Source organism: Paraburkholderia sp. RL18-101-BIB-B, from assembly GCF_046026985.1.
Taxonomy (GTDB): domain Bacteria; phylum Pseudomonadota; class Gammaproteobacteria; order Burkholderiales; family Burkholderiaceae; genus Paraburkholderia.
On sequence record NZ_JARESV010000010.1, the window covers coordinates 190,904 to 205,722 of the forward strand.

The 14,819-nt window shown below is 63.9% G+C and carries 13 protein-coding genes and 1 pseudogene; 8 read left to right on the top strand and 6 right to left on the bottom strand.

Features of this window, described 5'->3' with window-relative positions:
• The first annotated feature begins 27 nt into the window (after positions 1 to 27).
• The 6 genes from P0D73_RS17630 to P0D73_RS17655 all read left to right on the top strand — a co-directional run bounded on the left by P0D73_RS17630 (position 28) and on the right by P0D73_RS17655 (position 7,426).
• A complete protein-coding gene (locus P0D73_RS17630; RefSeq protein WP_132379340.1) occupies positions 28 to 1,161 on the top strand; it encodes an acyl-CoA dehydrogenase in 1,134 nt (377 codons plus the stop codon).
• Positions 1,162 to 1,270: 109 nt separating this feature from the next.
• Positions 1,271 to 2,962: an AMP-binding protein gene (locus P0D73_RS17635; RefSeq protein ID WP_408432287.1), complete on the top strand. Its 1,692-nt coding sequence runs from the start codon at positions 1,271 to 1,273 to the stop codon at positions 2,960 to 2,962.
• 59 nt (positions 2,963 to 3,021) lie between these two features.
• The gene (locus P0D73_RS17640; protein ID WP_408432289.1) at positions 3,022 to 4,533 is read left to right on the top strand and encodes a CoA-acylating methylmalonate-semialdehyde dehydrogenase; all 1,512 of its coding nucleotides are present in this window, start codon (positions 3,022 to 3,024) and stop codon (positions 4,531 to 4,533) included.
• 33 nt (positions 4,534 to 4,566) lie between these two features.
• On the top strand, positions 4,567 to 5,472 hold the full coding sequence (mmsB, locus tag P0D73_RS17645) for a 3-hydroxyisobutyrate dehydrogenase (RefSeq protein ID WP_408432291.1): 906 nt from the start codon (positions 4,567 to 4,569) through the stop codon (positions 5,470 to 5,472).
• On the top strand, positions 5,469 to 6,284 hold the full coding sequence (locus tag P0D73_RS17650) for an enoyl-CoA hydratase (RefSeq protein WP_408432293.1): 816 nt from the start codon (positions 5,469 to 5,471) through the stop codon (positions 6,282 to 6,284). The genes mmsB and P0D73_RS17650 overlap by 4 nt, the downstream gene beginning before the upstream one ends.
• Positions 6,284 to 7,426, top strand: coding sequence for an enoyl-CoA hydratase/isomerase family protein (locus P0D73_RS17655; protein WP_408432295.1), 1,143 nt, complete (start codon positions 6,284 to 6,286; stop codon positions 7,424 to 7,426). Before P0D73_RS17650 ends, P0D73_RS17655 begins: the two co-directional genes overlap by 1 nt.
• Positions 7,427 to 7,603: 177 nt before the next feature.
• Here P0D73_RS17655 and P0D73_RS17660 read toward each other — a convergent pair whose 3' ends face one another.
• From P0D73_RS17660 to P0D73_RS17670, 3 genes are all read right to left on the bottom strand, one after another.
• The gene (locus tag P0D73_RS17660) at positions 7,604 to 8,860 is read right to left on the bottom strand and encodes an MFS transporter (protein WP_408285116.1); all 1,257 of its coding nucleotides are present in this window, start codon (positions 8,858 to 8,860) and stop codon (positions 7,604 to 7,606) included.
• A gap of 108 nt (positions 8,861 to 8,968) precedes the next feature.
• Positions 8,969 to 9,808, bottom strand: a complete 840-nt coding sequence (locus P0D73_RS17665; RefSeq protein WP_132377443.1) for a siderophore-interacting protein — start codon at positions 9,806 to 9,808, stop codon at positions 8,969 to 8,971.
• A gap of 151 nt (positions 9,809 to 9,959) precedes the next feature.
• On the bottom strand, positions 9,960 to 10,871 hold the full coding sequence (locus P0D73_RS17670) for a PadR family transcriptional regulator (protein ID WP_408432297.1): 912 nt from the start codon (positions 10,869 to 10,871) through the stop codon (positions 9,960 to 9,962).
• A 116-nt stretch (positions 10,872 to 10,987) separates the two neighbouring features.
• Between P0D73_RS17670 and P0D73_RS17675 the strand changes: the two genes are divergently transcribed.
• Both P0D73_RS17675 and P0D73_RS17680 read left to right on the top strand, forming a co-directional pair.
• Positions 10,988 to 11,221 (top strand): HU family DNA-binding protein, encoded by a 234-nt coding sequence (locus P0D73_RS17675; RefSeq protein WP_408285110.1) that lies wholly within the window; start codon positions 10,988 to 10,990, stop codon positions 11,219 to 11,221.
• A 249-nt stretch (positions 11,222 to 11,470) separates the two neighbouring features.
• A pseudogene (locus P0D73_RS17680) lies at positions 11,471 to 11,652 on the top strand (dienelactone hydrolase family protein); the annotation flags it as partial.
• Positions 11,653 to 11,691: 39 nt separating this feature from the next.
• On the opposite strand, the gene P0D73_RS17685 reads toward P0D73_RS17680, so the two are convergent.
• From P0D73_RS17685 to P0D73_RS17695, 3 genes are all read right to left on the bottom strand, one after another.
• Positions 11,692 to 12,465 carry a maleate cis-trans isomerase family protein gene (locus tag P0D73_RS17685; RefSeq protein ID WP_408285108.1) on the bottom strand — a complete coding sequence of 258 codons (774 nt, stop codon included), beginning with the start codon at positions 12,463 to 12,465 and terminating at the stop codon, positions 11,692 to 11,694.
• Between the two features lie 68 nt (positions 12,466 to 12,533).
• Positions 12,534 to 13,883, bottom strand: a complete 1,350-nt coding sequence (locus P0D73_RS17690; protein ID WP_408285106.1) for an MFS transporter — start codon at positions 13,881 to 13,883, stop codon at positions 12,534 to 12,536.
• A 235-nt stretch (positions 13,884 to 14,118) separates the two neighbouring features.
• Positions 14,119 to 14,751 carry a TetR/AcrR family transcriptional regulator gene (locus tag P0D73_RS17695; RefSeq protein WP_408432299.1) on the bottom strand — a complete coding sequence of 211 codons (633 nt, stop codon included), beginning with the start codon at positions 14,749 to 14,751 and terminating at the stop codon, positions 14,119 to 14,121.
• Between the last annotated feature and the right edge of the window lie 68 nt (positions 14,752 to 14,819).

Sequence of the window (14,819 nt, forward strand, 5' to 3'; positions counted from 1 at the left end):
CACACGCACAGCACAGGACCAAGCGCCATGGACAGCTTCTACACCGACGAACAACGGATGATCCGCGACGCCGCTCGCGACTTCGCCACCGAGCGGCTCGCCCCGCATGCGGGTCAATGGGACCGCGACGCGCAACTGCCCGCCGAGGTCGTCAAGCAGATGGGCGACCTTGGTTTTCTCGGCATGATCGTGCCGGCGGAGTGGGGCGGCTCCTACACCGACTACGTGGCCTATGCGCTCGCGCTCGAAGAGATCGCCGCGGGCTGCGCCGCCTGCGCCACGCTGATGAGCGTGCACAACTCGGTCGGCTGCGGGCCGCTTCTCAACTTCGGCACGGAAGCACAAAAAGACCGCTACTTGCAGGACCTCGCGACCGGCCGCCGCATCGGCGCGTTCTGCCTGACCGAGCCGCAGGCCGGTTCGGAGGCGAACAATCTGCGCACCCGCGCCGTGCTGCGCGACGGCAAGTGGATTCTCAATGGCAGCAAGCAGTTCGTGACCAACGGCTCGCGCGCCGACCTCGCGATCGTCTTCGCCGTCACCGATCCCGAGCGCGGCAAGCGCGGTCTGTCGGCCTTCATCGTGCCGACCGATACGCCGGGTTTCAACGTCGGCAAGCCGGAACACAAGCTCGGCATTCGCGCCTCCGATACCTGTCCGATTTCGCTCGACGATTGCGCCGTGCCGGAAGCCAATCTGCTCGGCGAGCCGGGCGAAGGCTTGCGCATCGCGCTGTCGAATCTCGAAGGCGGCCGCATCGGCATTGCCGCGCAGGCGGTCGGCATCGCGCGGGCCGCGTTCGATGCCGCGCGTCTCTACGCAAACGAACGCATCCAGTTCGGCAAGGCGTTGAAGGAGCATCAGACTATCGCCAACATGCTCGCCGACATGGCCACGCGCCTGAACGCCGCGCGCCTGCTCGTGCATCACGCGGCGCGGCTGCGCACGGCGGGCAAGCCGTGTTTGTCGGAGGCTTCGCAGGCCAAGCTGTTCGCGTCGGAATTGGCCGAGGAAATCTGCTCGAACGCGATCCAGATTCACGGCGGCTATGGGTATCTCGAAGACTACGCGGTGGAGCGCCATTATCGCGACGCGCGCATCACGCAGATTTACGAAGGGACCAGCGAAGTGCAGCGCATGCTGATCGCGCGGCATGTGTAAATAGAAGTGAGGCTGGTTTTGAGTGCAAAATAGCTTGCCCGCCGAGTAGAAAGCAGTGCAACGCGGGACAAAAAAAGCGGAGCGCATACCGCGCCACCAGGAGACGACGATGACTGCAGCGAAGGCCTTTTTCGACGCGCGCGACCTGTTATTGCGCCATCGAACCGACTACGACCGCGCGTACCGCGAATTCGCGTGGCCGGCACTAGGCGAGTTCAACTGGGCGCTCGACTATTTCGACGTAGTCGCGCGCAATAACGACAATCCCGCTCTGTGGATCGTAGACGATCCCGCCAGCGACGGCCTGCGCCTGTCCTACGCGCAGATGTCGGAGCGCTCGGCGCGCATGGCGAATTTCCTGCGCGGCATGGGCGTGGGCCGCGGCGACCGTCTGCTGCTGATGTTGCCGAACCGCGTCGAACTGTGGGACGTGATGCTCGCGGCCATGAAGCTCGGCGCGATCGTGCTGCCCGCCACCACCCAGCTTTCCGCCGACGACGTGCGCGACCGCGTGCAGATCGGCGGTGCGAATTTCGCGGTGGTCGATAGCGCGGAGCTGGCCAAATTCGATGCGCTCGAAGCGCCGCTCACGCGCCTGTCGGTGGGTACGCCGCGCGAGGGCTGGATCGATCTCTCCGCGGCCTATGACGCATCGCCGCAATTCACGCCCGAGGGCGTCACGCGGGCCACCGATCCGATGCTGTTGTATTTCACCTCGGGCACGACCTCGAAGCCCAAGCTGGTCGAACATACGCACCAAAGCTACCCGGTCGGCCATCTGTCGACGATGTACTGGATCGGTCTGCAACCGAACGATATCCATTGGAATATCAGCTCGCCGGGCTGGGCCAAGCACGCGTGGAGCTGCTTCTTCGCGCCGTGGAATGCGCAGGCCTGCGTGTTCGTTTTCAACTTCCCGCGCTTCGTGCCGAAAGACACGCTGAACGCGCTGGTGCGTTTCAACATCACCACGCTGTGCGCGCCGCCGACCGTCTGGCGCATGCTGGTGCAGGAGCATCTCACCGACTACCCGGTCAAGCTGCGCGAGATTGTCGGCGCCGGCGAGCCGCTGAATCCCGAGGTCATCGAGCGCGTGAAGCACGCGTGGGGCATCACGATACGCGACGGTTTCGGCCAGACCGAGACCACCTGCCAGATCGGCAACTCGCCGGGCCAACCGGTCGTGCCCGGTTCGATGGGGCGCCCGCTGCCGGGCTACACCATCGAGCTCATCGATGCCGACGACCAGCCCGTCACGGAAGGCGAAATCGCGCTGCCGCTGGCCGAACGGCCGCTCGGTTTGATGACCGGTTACGCGAACAACGCCAACGCTACCGCGCAAGCCATGCGCAACGGCTTCTACCGCACGTCCGATGTCGCGCTGCGCCGTGACGACGGCTACTACGTCTATGTCGGCCGCGCCGACGACGTCTTCAAATCGTCCGATTACCGCCTGAGTCCGTTCGAGCTCGAAAGCGTGCTGATCGAACACGAGGCGATCGGCGAGGCCGCCGTGGTGCCGAGCGCCGACGCGCTGCGTCTGTCGGTGCCCAAGGCGTTCGTCACCGTGCGCCAGGGTTACGAAGCCGGCCCCGAACTCGCGCGCGCCGTGTTCGCGTTCTCGCGCGAAAAGCTCGCGCCGTACAAGCGGATTCGCCGTCTGCAATTCAGCGAGTTGCCCAAGACCATTTCCGGCAAGATTCGCCGCGTCGAATTGCGGCGCCGCGAAATGGAGCGCGAGGCCGAGCCCGCGCGCCTGCCTGATGAGTATTGGGAAGAAGATTTCCCGGATCTGCGTTAATTTTATTTGTCCCCAGTCACTGTCCGGCCGCCTCGCGGCCACTGCAGAGGAGTTTCAGCATGAGCGCAATTGCTGCCGTTGCCACCGTCAAGTTGCTGATCAACGGCGAGTTCGTCGAATCGAAGACCAGCGAATGGCGCGACATCGTCAATCCCGCCACGCAAGAGGTGCTGGCGCGCGTCCCGTTCGCCACCGCCGATGAGGTGAACGAAGCCATCCGTTCCGCCGACGCCGCGTTCAAGACCTGGAAGGACACGCCGATCGGTGCGCGCATGCGCATCATGCTGAAGTACCAGGCGCTGATTCGCGAGCATATGCCGCGTATCGCGAAGACCTTGAGCGCGGAACAGGGCAAGACGATTCCCGATGCCGAAGGCGATATCTTCCGCGGCCTCGAAGTCGTCGAGCATGCGTGTTCGATCGGCACCTTGCAACAGGGCGAATTCGCGGAGAACGTGGCGGGCGGCGTTGACACGTACACGCTGCGGCAACCGATCGGCGTGTGCGCCGGCATCACGCCGTTCAACTTCCCGGCGATGATCCCGCTGTGGATGTTCCCGATGGCAATCGTGTGCGGCAATACGTTCGTGCTCAAGCCTTCCGAGCAGGACCCGCTCTCGACCATGCAACTGGTCGAACTCGCGCTCGAAGCCGGTGTGCCGAAGGGCGTGCTGAACGTGGTGCACGGCGGCAAGGAGGTGGTCGACGCGCTCTGCACGCACGAACTGGTTAAGGCGATTTCGTTCGTCGGTTCGACGGCGGTCGGCACGCACGTGTACCGCCTCGGCAGCGAGCACGGCAAGCGCGTGCAATCGATGATGGGCGCGAAAAACCACGCCGTGGTGCTGCCCGATGCGAACCGCGAGCAGACGCTGAACGCGCTGGCTGGCGCAGGATTCGGTGCAGCGGGACAGCGCTGCATGGCGACCTCGGTGGTCGTGCTGGTGGGCGCGGCGCAGCAATGGTTGCCTGACCTGGTCGCCAAGGCCAAGACGCTGAAAGTCAACGCGGGCAACGAACCGAACACGGACATCGGCCCGGTGGTTTCGCGCGCGGCAAAGCAGCGCATTCTCGGCCTGATCGAAACCGGCGTGAAAGAAGGCGCCACGCTCGCGCTCGACGGTCGCGGCGTAAAAGTGCCGGGCTACGAGCAAGGCAACTTCATCGGTCCGACGGTCTTTAGCGACGTCACCACTGAAATGGAAATCTACCGTCAGGAAATTTTCGGGCCGGTGCTGGTGGTGCTGAACGCGGCAACGCTCGATGACGCGATCGCGCTGGTCAACCGCAATCCGTTCGGCAACGGCGTGGGCCTCTTCACGCAGAGCGGCGCGGCGGCACGCAAATTTCAGAGCGAGATCGATATCGGTCAGGTCGGCATCAACATTCCGATTCCGGTGCCGGTGCCGTTCTTCAGCTTCACCGGTTCGCGCGGCTCGAAACTCGGCGATCTCGGCCCGTATGGCAAACAGGTCGTGCAGTTCTACACGCAGACCAAGACCGTCACTGCCCGCTGGTTCGACGACGACACCGTCAACGACGGCGTCAATACGACCATCAGCCTGCGCTGAGTCACGCGGCTTCTGAAGACTGGAGACGAGATCATGAAAATAGGCTTTATCGGACTCGGCAACATGGGTGCGCCGATGGCGCACAACCTGCTCAAGGCGGGCCACGCGGTCAACGTGTTCGACCTCAACGCGCAAGCCGTGCAGGCGCTCGTCGATGCGGGCGCGAAAGCGGCCGGTTCGCCGAAAGCGGCGGTGACCGACGCGGAATGCGTGATCACCATGCTGCCCGCCGCCGCCCATGTGCGCAGCGTGCTGACCGCGGACGACGGCATCTTCGCCGGCATCGCGAAGGGCGTGACCATTATCGATTCGAGCACGATCGATCCCGCGAGCGTGAAATCATTCGCCGAACTCGCGCAGCAACACGGCAACACTTTTGTCGACGCGCCTGTGTCCGGCGGCACTGGCGGCGCGGCGGCCGGCACGCTGACCTTCATGGTCGGCGGCAGCGCGAGCGCGTATGAGCAGGTCAAGCCGGTACTCTCGGCGATGGGTAAGAACATCGTGCATTGCGGCGATACCGGCACGGGCCAGGTCGCGAAGATCTGCAACAACCTCGTGCTCGGCATTACGATGGCGGGCGTGGCCGAAGCCATGTCGCTCGGCGAGGCGCTCGGCATCGACGCGAAAGTGCTGGGCGGCATCATCAATACGTCGACCGGGCGCTGCTGGAGTTCGGACACGTATAACCCGATGCCCGGCGTGATCGAGACGGCGCCCTCCACGCGTGGTTATACCGGCGGCTTCGGCACGGATCTGATGCTCAAGGACTTAGGACTCGCCACCGACGCCGCTAAAACCGCGCGTCAACCGCTCTATCTCGGCGCGCTCGCGCAACAGCTTTACCAGACGATGAGCACGAAAGGCGCGGGACGTCTCGATTTTTCCGCGGTCATCAAGCTGTATCGCCAGGACGGCAAGGACGGAGGCGCGGCATGATCGAACTCGACTACGCGCACGACGGCGCCGTCGCGCAACTCACCCTCAAGCGGCCGCCCGCCAACGCGTTCACGCCCGAGGGCTTGTTGCAATTGCAGCAGACCGTCGAGCGCCTGAACGGCGAGGCGCGCGTGCGGGCGATCGTGATTACCGGCGACGGCCCCAAGTTCTTCAGCGCGGGCGCAGACCTGAACACGTTCGCCGACGGCAACCGCGAAGTCGCGCGCGCCGCGGCGGCGCGTTTCGGCGCGGCGTTCGAGACCTTGCAGAACGCGCGGCCGGTGGTGATCGCGGCGATCAACGGATATGCGATGGGCGGCGGGCTCGAATGCGCGCTGGCTTGCGATATTCGCATCGCGGAACAGCATGCGTTGCTGGCGTTGCCCGAGACGGCAGTCGGCTTGCTGCCCTGTGGTTGCGGCACGCAGACGCTGCCGTGGCTGGTCGGCGAAGGCTGGGCCAAGCGGATGATTCTGACCGGCGAGCGCGTCGATGCGGCGACGGCGTTGCGCATCGGTCTGGTCGAAGAAGTGGTGGAGAAGGGCGCGGCGCGCGAGGCCGCGCTGGCCATGGCGGCGCGTGTCGCTACGTTGAGTCCGCAGGCGGTCGGCTTCAGCAAGACGCTGATTCATCAGGGGCGCAACGGCGTGCCACGCGCGGCGGCGCTGGCGCTGGAGCGCGAGCGCTTTGTCGATCTGTTCGACGGCGCCGATCAGCGCGAAGGCGTCAATGCGTTCCTCGAAAAGCGCACGCCGCGCTGGCAGGTGACGCAGGCCGCGCAGGCGGATTCCTCGCAGCAGGAGACGCGTTGATGAGCGCATTGCAAAGCGTCATAGCCGAAACGAGCCTCGAAGCGGAACGCGAGATCCTGTTTCGCGTGGTGAATCGCGTGGCGATCATCACGCTGAACCGTCCCGCCGCGCTCAATGCGCTTTCGCACGCGATGGTGCGCGAGCTTGCCGTGCTGGTCGAGCATTGCCGCACCGACGACGGCATCGTCGCGCTCGTGCTGAAAGGCGCGGGCGCCAAAGGTTTCTGCGCGGGCGGGGACGTGCGCGAAGTGCAGCGGCTCGCGAAGAACGGCGACAGCCGGTGGCTCGCGTTCTTCGTCGACGAATACCGGCTCGACTATGCGCTGCACACCTTTCCGAAGCCGGTGGTCGCGTTGCTCGACGGCATCGCGATGGGCGGCGGCATGGGGCTCGGCCAGGGGGCGCGGCTGCGCATCGTGACCGAGCGCAGCAAGATCGCCATGCCGGAGACGCGCATCGGCTTTCTGCCGGACGTCGGCGCGACGCGCTTTCTGAGCGTGATGCCGGCGGAGCTCGAGCTATATGTCGGGCTGACCGGCGCGACCTTGTCCGGTGCCGATGCGTTGCGCCTGCAGCTGGCCGATCTGTGCGTGCCGGCCGAATGGCTCGCCAGTTTCGAAGAGCGTCTGCAGCGCATGCCGCTCGAAGGCGATCTGATGGCCGCCTTGCGCGGCGTGTTCGAGCCGCCGTGCAACATCATTCCGCACGCGCCGCTGGCCGCGTTCACGCAACTGATCTTGCGGCATTTCGACCGCCGTTCGAGCGTCGAGCGGATGGTCGCGACGGTGCGGCACGACCTGGAGCGCGAGCCGCCGCGCGAGGTGAAGCAGTGGTTGCAATCCATCTACGATGCGCTGACCAGCCATTCGCCCACCATGCTTTACGTCACGCGTGAGGCGCTTTTGCGCGGGCGGCAGATGAGCTTGGCCGAGTGCTTCCGCATGGAGTTGGGTATCGTCAAACGCGTGATCGAAGAGGGTGACTTCTGTGAAGGCGTGCGAGCCCAGTTGATCGATAAGGATCGCAAGGCGCGCTGGGCACCTGCCACGCTCGCCGAGGTGCGGCCCGAGCGCGTCAAACATTTTCTCGCCTCGCCGTGGAAGAGCGAGGCGCATCCGCTGGCTGCGTTGGGCGCGCAGTAGGGGTGAAAGTGGGGAGGGCACTGTGTGCAAGCGCCGCTGAAGGAGGCCGCGCTGCGTCTGGCCGAAGGCGGCATCAAGTTCGTGGTGGTGGGGCCGGCCAACTGAACGATGCCGGCCTGACAGACTGAAGCATCTCCGCGCGGCGCCTTGCACAACAGCGCCGCGCGAGACACGCAATCAACTTTCGCCGACCGCTTCAGCATGCAACATCCCAGGCGCCGGCGCATCGCCTTGCGCGCCGCGTACGCGGGAAACCCACAACACGCCGGCCAGCGCGACCGCAACCGAAGCCCAGCCGACCGTCCCGTAACCGATGATCTGGCCGCTCGGCGAACTGCTGAGCATCAAGCCGCCGATCCATGCGCCGCATCCCGTGCCCAATGCCTGGAGCGCGCTGTTCGCGCTGAGAAAAGCGCCGCGCCGGGCAGGCTCGGGCACGGTGGTCAGCAGTGCCTGCATGGGCACCATGCGCCCGGACATCAGCACCATGAAAACTGGGAAAAACATCACCAGCGCGTAAAACGGCAGATTCGGCAGATGCGTGACGAACAGCACCGGCAAAAACGCGAGTACCGCCGCGATCCGGAACACGCGCCGCGTGCCGTAACGATCCGCGAGTTCGCCCACCCGGCGCGAAGTGAAGAACGTCGCTGCGCCACCGGCCATATAGAGCCATGACAATTGCTCGGGCGCCACGCCGTGATTGACGACCAGCACCGGCGAAATGAACGGAATCACCAGCATGTGCGCGACCATCATCATGAAGGTCAGCGCAAACGCATTCAGATGCCGCGGGTTGCTCAGGAGCCGCCACAAATCCGGCAGCACTTCCGCGAGCGGCGGCTGACGGCGGCTCAAATGCTCCGCCAGCGATGGCACCAGTTGCCGTCCCGCCGTCCACACGAGCAGCGACAGCGCCACCAGCAGGAAGAACGGCGCGGCCCAGCCGAAGTGCGCGCCGAGCATCACGCCGGCCGGCACGCCCGCAATCGCCGCGAGGGAAAAGGCGGTCATGATCGTGCCGGTGGCGGCGCCGCGGCGCTGAACCGGGATCACGTCGCCGACGATCGCCATGATCACCGAGCCCAGCACGCCGCCCGTGATGCCCGCGAACGCGCGTGCGGCCAGCAGCAGCGGAAAGCTGCTCGCCAGCGCGCACGCCAGGTTCGACAGCGCGAACAGCGCATACATGGTCAGCAGCAGACGGCGCCGGTCGAAGCGGTCGATATAGGTCGCCGCGAACAGTCCCGACAGTCCCGAGCACCACGAATACGCCGACACGGCCGTCGCGAATGCAGCCGGCGTGATCGCGAACGCGTGCATGATCTGCGGGCCGAGCGGCATCATCACCATGAAGTCCATGATGATGGTGAACTGCGTCAGCGCGAGCAGCCACAGCAGGCGGCGTTCGTGCTTTGCGCTTATTGAGTACATCGATCGATTCCTTGTTGTTGTTTTTGGAAGCACAGTGCTCGCGCGACTCGCGCCGCCGCCGGATCGCACGCGCCTCAAGACGCATGTGATCCCGCGGACGGCCGACACTCAATCGTCGAGCGTTTCGTGCACCGCTTCGGCGCCCTGTTTCCAGTAGCTGGCCGCGCGAATGCGTGATTTGTCGACGCCGCGTTCCGTGCACAGGTGATAGCGCACTGCGCGCATCGTCGCGGCTTCGCCGGCTGCCCAGACATAGCCTTCGCCGTTTTCGGGCAGGTAGGTGTCGCGCACGGCCTGCAGCAAGGCCTCGCCGCGCACACCCGCTTCGCTGCGATAGCGCCACACGAGATGCAACTCGGCCTGCGTCGTGAATTCGATCTGCGCCGACGGATCGGCCACTTCGATCACGGCCGCGACGCGCTTGCCGGCCGGCAGCTCTTCGAGACGCCGAGCGATGGCGGGCAACGCGGTATCGTCGCCGATCAGCAGATGCCAGTCGAAATCCTTAGGTATCACGAGCGAACCGCGCGGGCCGCCGATACCGAGATACTGGCCCACTTTGGCTTGCGCCGCCCACGTCGCCGCGGGGCCCGCTTCGTGCATTGCAAACTCGATGTCGAGTTCGCCCGCCTCGCGATCGAAGCGGCGCGGCGTGAAATCGCGCGCGATCGGACGTGGCTGGCCGGCGGGAAACACCGGACCGTCGGGGCCCGCTTCAGGCAGCACCGGCTTGTCCGCGCCGGGTTCCGGGAAGAACACCTTGAGGTGGTCGTCGAACGAAGCGGAGACGAAGTCGTGCAGATCTTCGCCCGTGAATGTGACGCGGATCAGATGCGGGGTCAGCGCGCGCACCTGCTTGACTTGCAGCAGACGGAACTTCAGCGGATGGCGTACGCGGTGGACTGCGAGGTCGGTTTGATTGTCGGCTTGGTGGTCTTTAGTCGGCATAAGAGTGGTGCTCCTGTCGACCAGAGGTTGGCGCTTGAGCGCCTTGCTCCGGTCCCATGCAAGATGGTTGCGGTTGGTTCGATGGGCGCGCGCTCACGCGCGGGCGGCGCTCCCGGCGCGCAAGCGCACGCGGGGAACGGGCGGCACGATTTCAACGGGCCGCTTCGCCGCCGTTGCCGTTTTCGCTGTTGTCCGGTTTGACTTCGCTTTCGATTTCTTTCGCCGCGCGCATCAGAATTTCAGCGATGCGGCGCTGTTGCGCCGCCGGCGCATTGTCACGGCGCAGCAACGCATGCTTCAGCGCGCGGCGCGCTTCGTTCAGCTCGGGCAGCCAGCCGCCTTCGCTGATGTCGGCCGGCTCTTCGCCTGCAAACGCGCGGCGCACCGAATCCATCTTGCGGGCGATATGGCTCAGCTTGGCCAGCATCAATTCGACGCGGTCGCGGTTGGCGGCCAGATATTCGCGGCCCGTTTCCGACAGTTCGTACCGCTTGCGGTTGCCTTCGAGTTGCACGGTCACGTAGCCGAGTTCTTCCAGATATGTGAGCGCCGGATAGACCATGCCCGGGCTCGGGCTGTAAAAGCCGTTCGAGCGCGTTTCGAGCGCCTTGATCAGTTCGTAGCCGTGGCTCGGCTGCGTGCCGATCATCGACAGGAGCAGCAGTTGCAGGTCGTCGGAACTGAATTTGCGGCCGCGCGGAAAACCGTCGCCGTCGCCGCCGAAGCCGCCCGGGCCGCCGCCGAAGCGCCCGCCACGCCCGCCGCCGCGATGCTCGTGATGACGGCCGATGGCGTGCCACAGCGCGTGCAGCGAGAAGCGGTCGAAGCCGTGACGGCCATGGCCGCCGCGCAGGTCGCCACGGAATTCGTCGCGGTCGCTGCGGCCGCGTTCGCCGCGACGGCGTTCGAAGCCGTCACCGCGTGCTTCGCCGCCGCGCTCGCCGCGATAGTCGTGGTGATGGGCAAAGGCGTGCCAGAACGCATGAAGTGCGCCGCGTTGGTGGCCGGTGGAGAAAGTGTCGTCCGCTGTGCGCGGACGCGAAAAACGGTGTTGATGACGCATCTTGGTACTCCCGCTTGTGTCTTAAGATGTGTCTTAAGATATATATCTTAAGATAGTTTGTCAACTTCCTCTTTTTTTTGTATCGGCGCGCAACAAAGTGTGCGGGAACGCGAAAATTGCGTTTCGGGAACACCGGTGAGGCGATTGACGCGGTGATCGCGGCCATCACCGGTGAACTGACTAAGGGAAAGACGGTGCAGTTGATCGGCTTTGGTTCGTTTTCGACCGGCGCGCGTGCCGCACGGGTCGGCCGCAACCGGGCGACCGGCGCCGAGATCCAGATCCCGGCCGCAAAGACAGTCAAGTTCACCGCGGGCAAGGCGTTCAAGGATGCAGTGAACGGGGCCTGAGGCCACGGGCAAGCCGTCAGACGTCATTGCCAACGGTCTCTTGGTCGAATCACTGCGACCGGACGAGGCGGCAGTCGCGCAGGAACATAGTGTTCAGACTGTCGGCCTGGACTCAGCGCGGCTGGCCTGGTAGCATTTTTCTGCGGGAGGCCGTGTCGTACGTCAGCCTCGAACTTGGTTACGCTAGCAGCGTTACTGAACTTGCTAGCGCTCCTGTGAACACGGCTAGCATCAATTGTGAACGCCAACAACAAGCTTTACACCGAGCAGGTCTATTGGATCAAGCGTCGGAGCTGGTGCAGGTCGGCGTGCTCGATCCAACCGGTTTGCCGAATACCGGAATCCTGACCGCAAAGAAGTTGATCGAAGAAAGCTTGCCGAGCAATACGCTGATGCGCAACTGGGCCAGCAGCGAAGGCAAGCCGGTCTGATGCGCGTCGAGTCGCCGGCTTCGGCCGGTTAAGCGCGCGTTACCGCAGCGGCGATACTTCTTGCAAGGTCTTGGCACGCGCATCGGGAGGAACCTGTTCGTGCGCGAGGGCCTTCGCGAGAAGTGAGCCGTAGCGGGTGGGCCGCTCGACAATTCCGAACCTGCACAGGCAATGCCAAAGCAGAGCGGCATTGCTCGTGACGACGGGGACCCCGACCTCGATTTCAAGCGTCTCGATCACCGGGCTGACGTGAATGCCCGCACAACTTATCAATAAGGCGTCGAAGCTACCTGCAATGCCTGCCGCTAGATCGAGCCACGATTGCGGCGTGATCGCCGCCTGTTCCCAAGGCGTCTGGCATGGCAGGCTTGCATGGCCGACGACATCGATCCCCTGTCCGCGCAGAAAGCCTATCTCCTTCAACACGACCTCTTGCCGATAGGGTGTCAGCAGCGCAATTCTCGAGGCCGACAGGGCGTCCAAAGCGGCGAGAACCGCATCGATGGTCGTGACAGCGGCAATGCCCGTCGCGTCCGTAATGCGCCGCCTGATTGTCTCGGAGCCATTCACCACACCAGCCGCCGTGCAATTCAACGCGATCAGATCGACTTTCGCGTCGGCGAGCAGGCCCGCATGGTATTCAAGGTTGTCGATGATGTTCGTGTCGGATTCGAGCGACGTATCGCGGAACGGCAAGCGCGTTGTCACGAACTGCACGCCCTCGGGCGCCATCAACTGAACCTCGAAGTCGCAGAGTCCGCCAGACGGATAGAGATGACCGATCCGGGCCAAGGTGCCAAAGCCGAGGCTCATTGTTTTGTCTCCATGGTGTGTTTTGTGAAAAGCGTGCCGCGCGATCCGCGCGTGCGCGGCAAATCTTTTCAACCTTCCAGCGAAACACTCGACGAGTCGAGCCGTGCCATGCGTGAGTGCGGGTCGCCGGTCAAAGCGATGGCCAGTGCGGCAACTAGTGCGGAGGCGGCAAACGCATAGAAATTCCATTGGACTTCGACGTTGTGCGCGGCGAGATAGGCGCCCACCATCGGACCGCTCATCGCGCCGAAACGTCCGATGCCAACGGCCCAGCCGGTCGCGCTCGCGCGCGCATGGGCGCGGTAGAAGTTGGCGATGAAGCCCAACTGAACCATTGCGACGCCAATGCTGCCGAAGCCGGCGAGTGCGACGAGCGCATAGTTGAAGACAAGGCTTCCCTTGAGGGTGAGGCCGCACACCGCGAGCGCGCCAATGATATAGCCCGCAACGATGGTCTTGCGCGCGCCCAGCCGGTCGCTGATCTGACCGATGAGGATGCCGCCCAACGCGGACGACAGCATGAATACCGCGAGAAACGACAGACTCGAACCGAGGTCGTAACCGAGCTTGCGCATGAGTTGCGGCAGCCACGTACCCAGGCCGTAGATCACCAGCACGGCGGCGACCTGAGCTACCCACAGGCAAATCGTTGCCCAGAAATTCTGCGGCGAGAACACTTCGCGGAACACGGCGCCAAGCGAGGGTTCCGGTGCCGCGCCGCGGCTTGCGCGCTGAAACACGGATGAATCGATGCCCAGGCGTTGGGCCAAAGTCTTCGCCTGAGTTTCTCGGCCCTTCGCAAGCAGAAAGTCGAGTGATTCAGGCAGAAGCCACACGAGAAGAGGAACCGCTAACAGCGGACTTGCCCCGAGCGCAACGACGAAGCGCCATCCGTGGGATTGCACAAAGAAAATACCGATGACCGCGGATAGCAGCGCGCCGAGCGAGTAGCCCGAGTACATCAGCGCGAAATTCAGATTGCGCTTGTCGGACGGCGAATATTCGACGGTCAGTGCCGCCGCCGCCGAAATGACTCCGCCAAGGCCGAGCCCGCCGATGAAGCGGCTGACGGAGAACACGAACGGCGTCGGTGCCCACGCTGCGCCGAGCATCGACAATGAGAAGAGGGCGACACAACTGATCAGCAGCAGTTTTCTGCCCACCAGGTCGCTGATCACGCTGATGAAATACGACCCGAACAAGGTACCGAAGAGGGCGGCACTACCCATGGCGCCGATTTCCATCGGGGTGAGCTTCCAGACCGGGTCGCTCAGCAGGGACGGGACGATCGTTCCCATCACGCCGATGTCGTAGCCCTCGGCGACGATCGTCAGGAAACACAGAACCAGGACCAGATACGTGGTTCTGGACGGCGGGTTGAATGAACGTAATTGCGCGCTTTCGGAGATTGCGGCCATGCCAGCACCTCAGGCAAATAGTAAACGCCATTGATTGCCCGGCCATCCGATTGTCCGGCAGGTTCGGCCCGCGCTCCAGCGCTGATTCAGTGTGCGCCGCAGCGAGGTCTCACGCCTTGAACAACCCGAGGATCAGGGAGTCCGGCCGCTGAAATCAGCAGCCTAAATACAGAATGACATTCTTTTTTGCGTGCTGTCAAAGTTTTCAAAATTCCGCTTCGTTGCGGATGAACCGCTAGTGCGCTTCCGGTTCCTGCTCGCCTAGCAGCAGGTCGGCCATCATGGCCGAGATCTGGTCGATGTCGCGATCGTCGCCGATCCGGTGATTGATGACGAAGCCATCGAACGCCATCCAGATGAGGTGGGACAGCAAATCGCCGTGGACCACGCTCGCCCGTTCCCGCGGAAGCGAGTCGAGCAAAAGCTGTGTGACGAACGCCTCGACAGGTTGCAGCAGATTGACCGGCTTGCGCAGGTCCGGGGGCGCGGTCGCCAGCGCGTCGATGAGCGAGTTGGCAAAAGCATGATCGGCTGCCGGAATATCCGCCCAGATTCCACTGATGATACGGCGAATCTTGCTGCGCGGATTCGACAGCAGCATCACCTCGGTGCGCAGGGCGTGCAGTTGCCGCGTCAGCCACGGCTGATAGATCTCATACAGGATGATCAGTTTCGAATCGAAGTACACATACAGGTTCGCCACGGTAGTACCCGCCTCGCGCGCGATCTCGGTCATGGTGGTCGCCGAATAGCCCTTGCGGCTGAATGCCGCGAAGGCCGACGCCAGAATTGCCTCGCGAATTCCTGCTTTTTTTACCTGCGGCACCGCGCCTCCCTCGGTAGGTGATTCAACTGATTGACCCGCCATTCTAACAATCGCCTGCGCGCCGGATGTCTCGTCAGCGACGCCGCTTCAAAAAGTTTTCACAAAGAGCT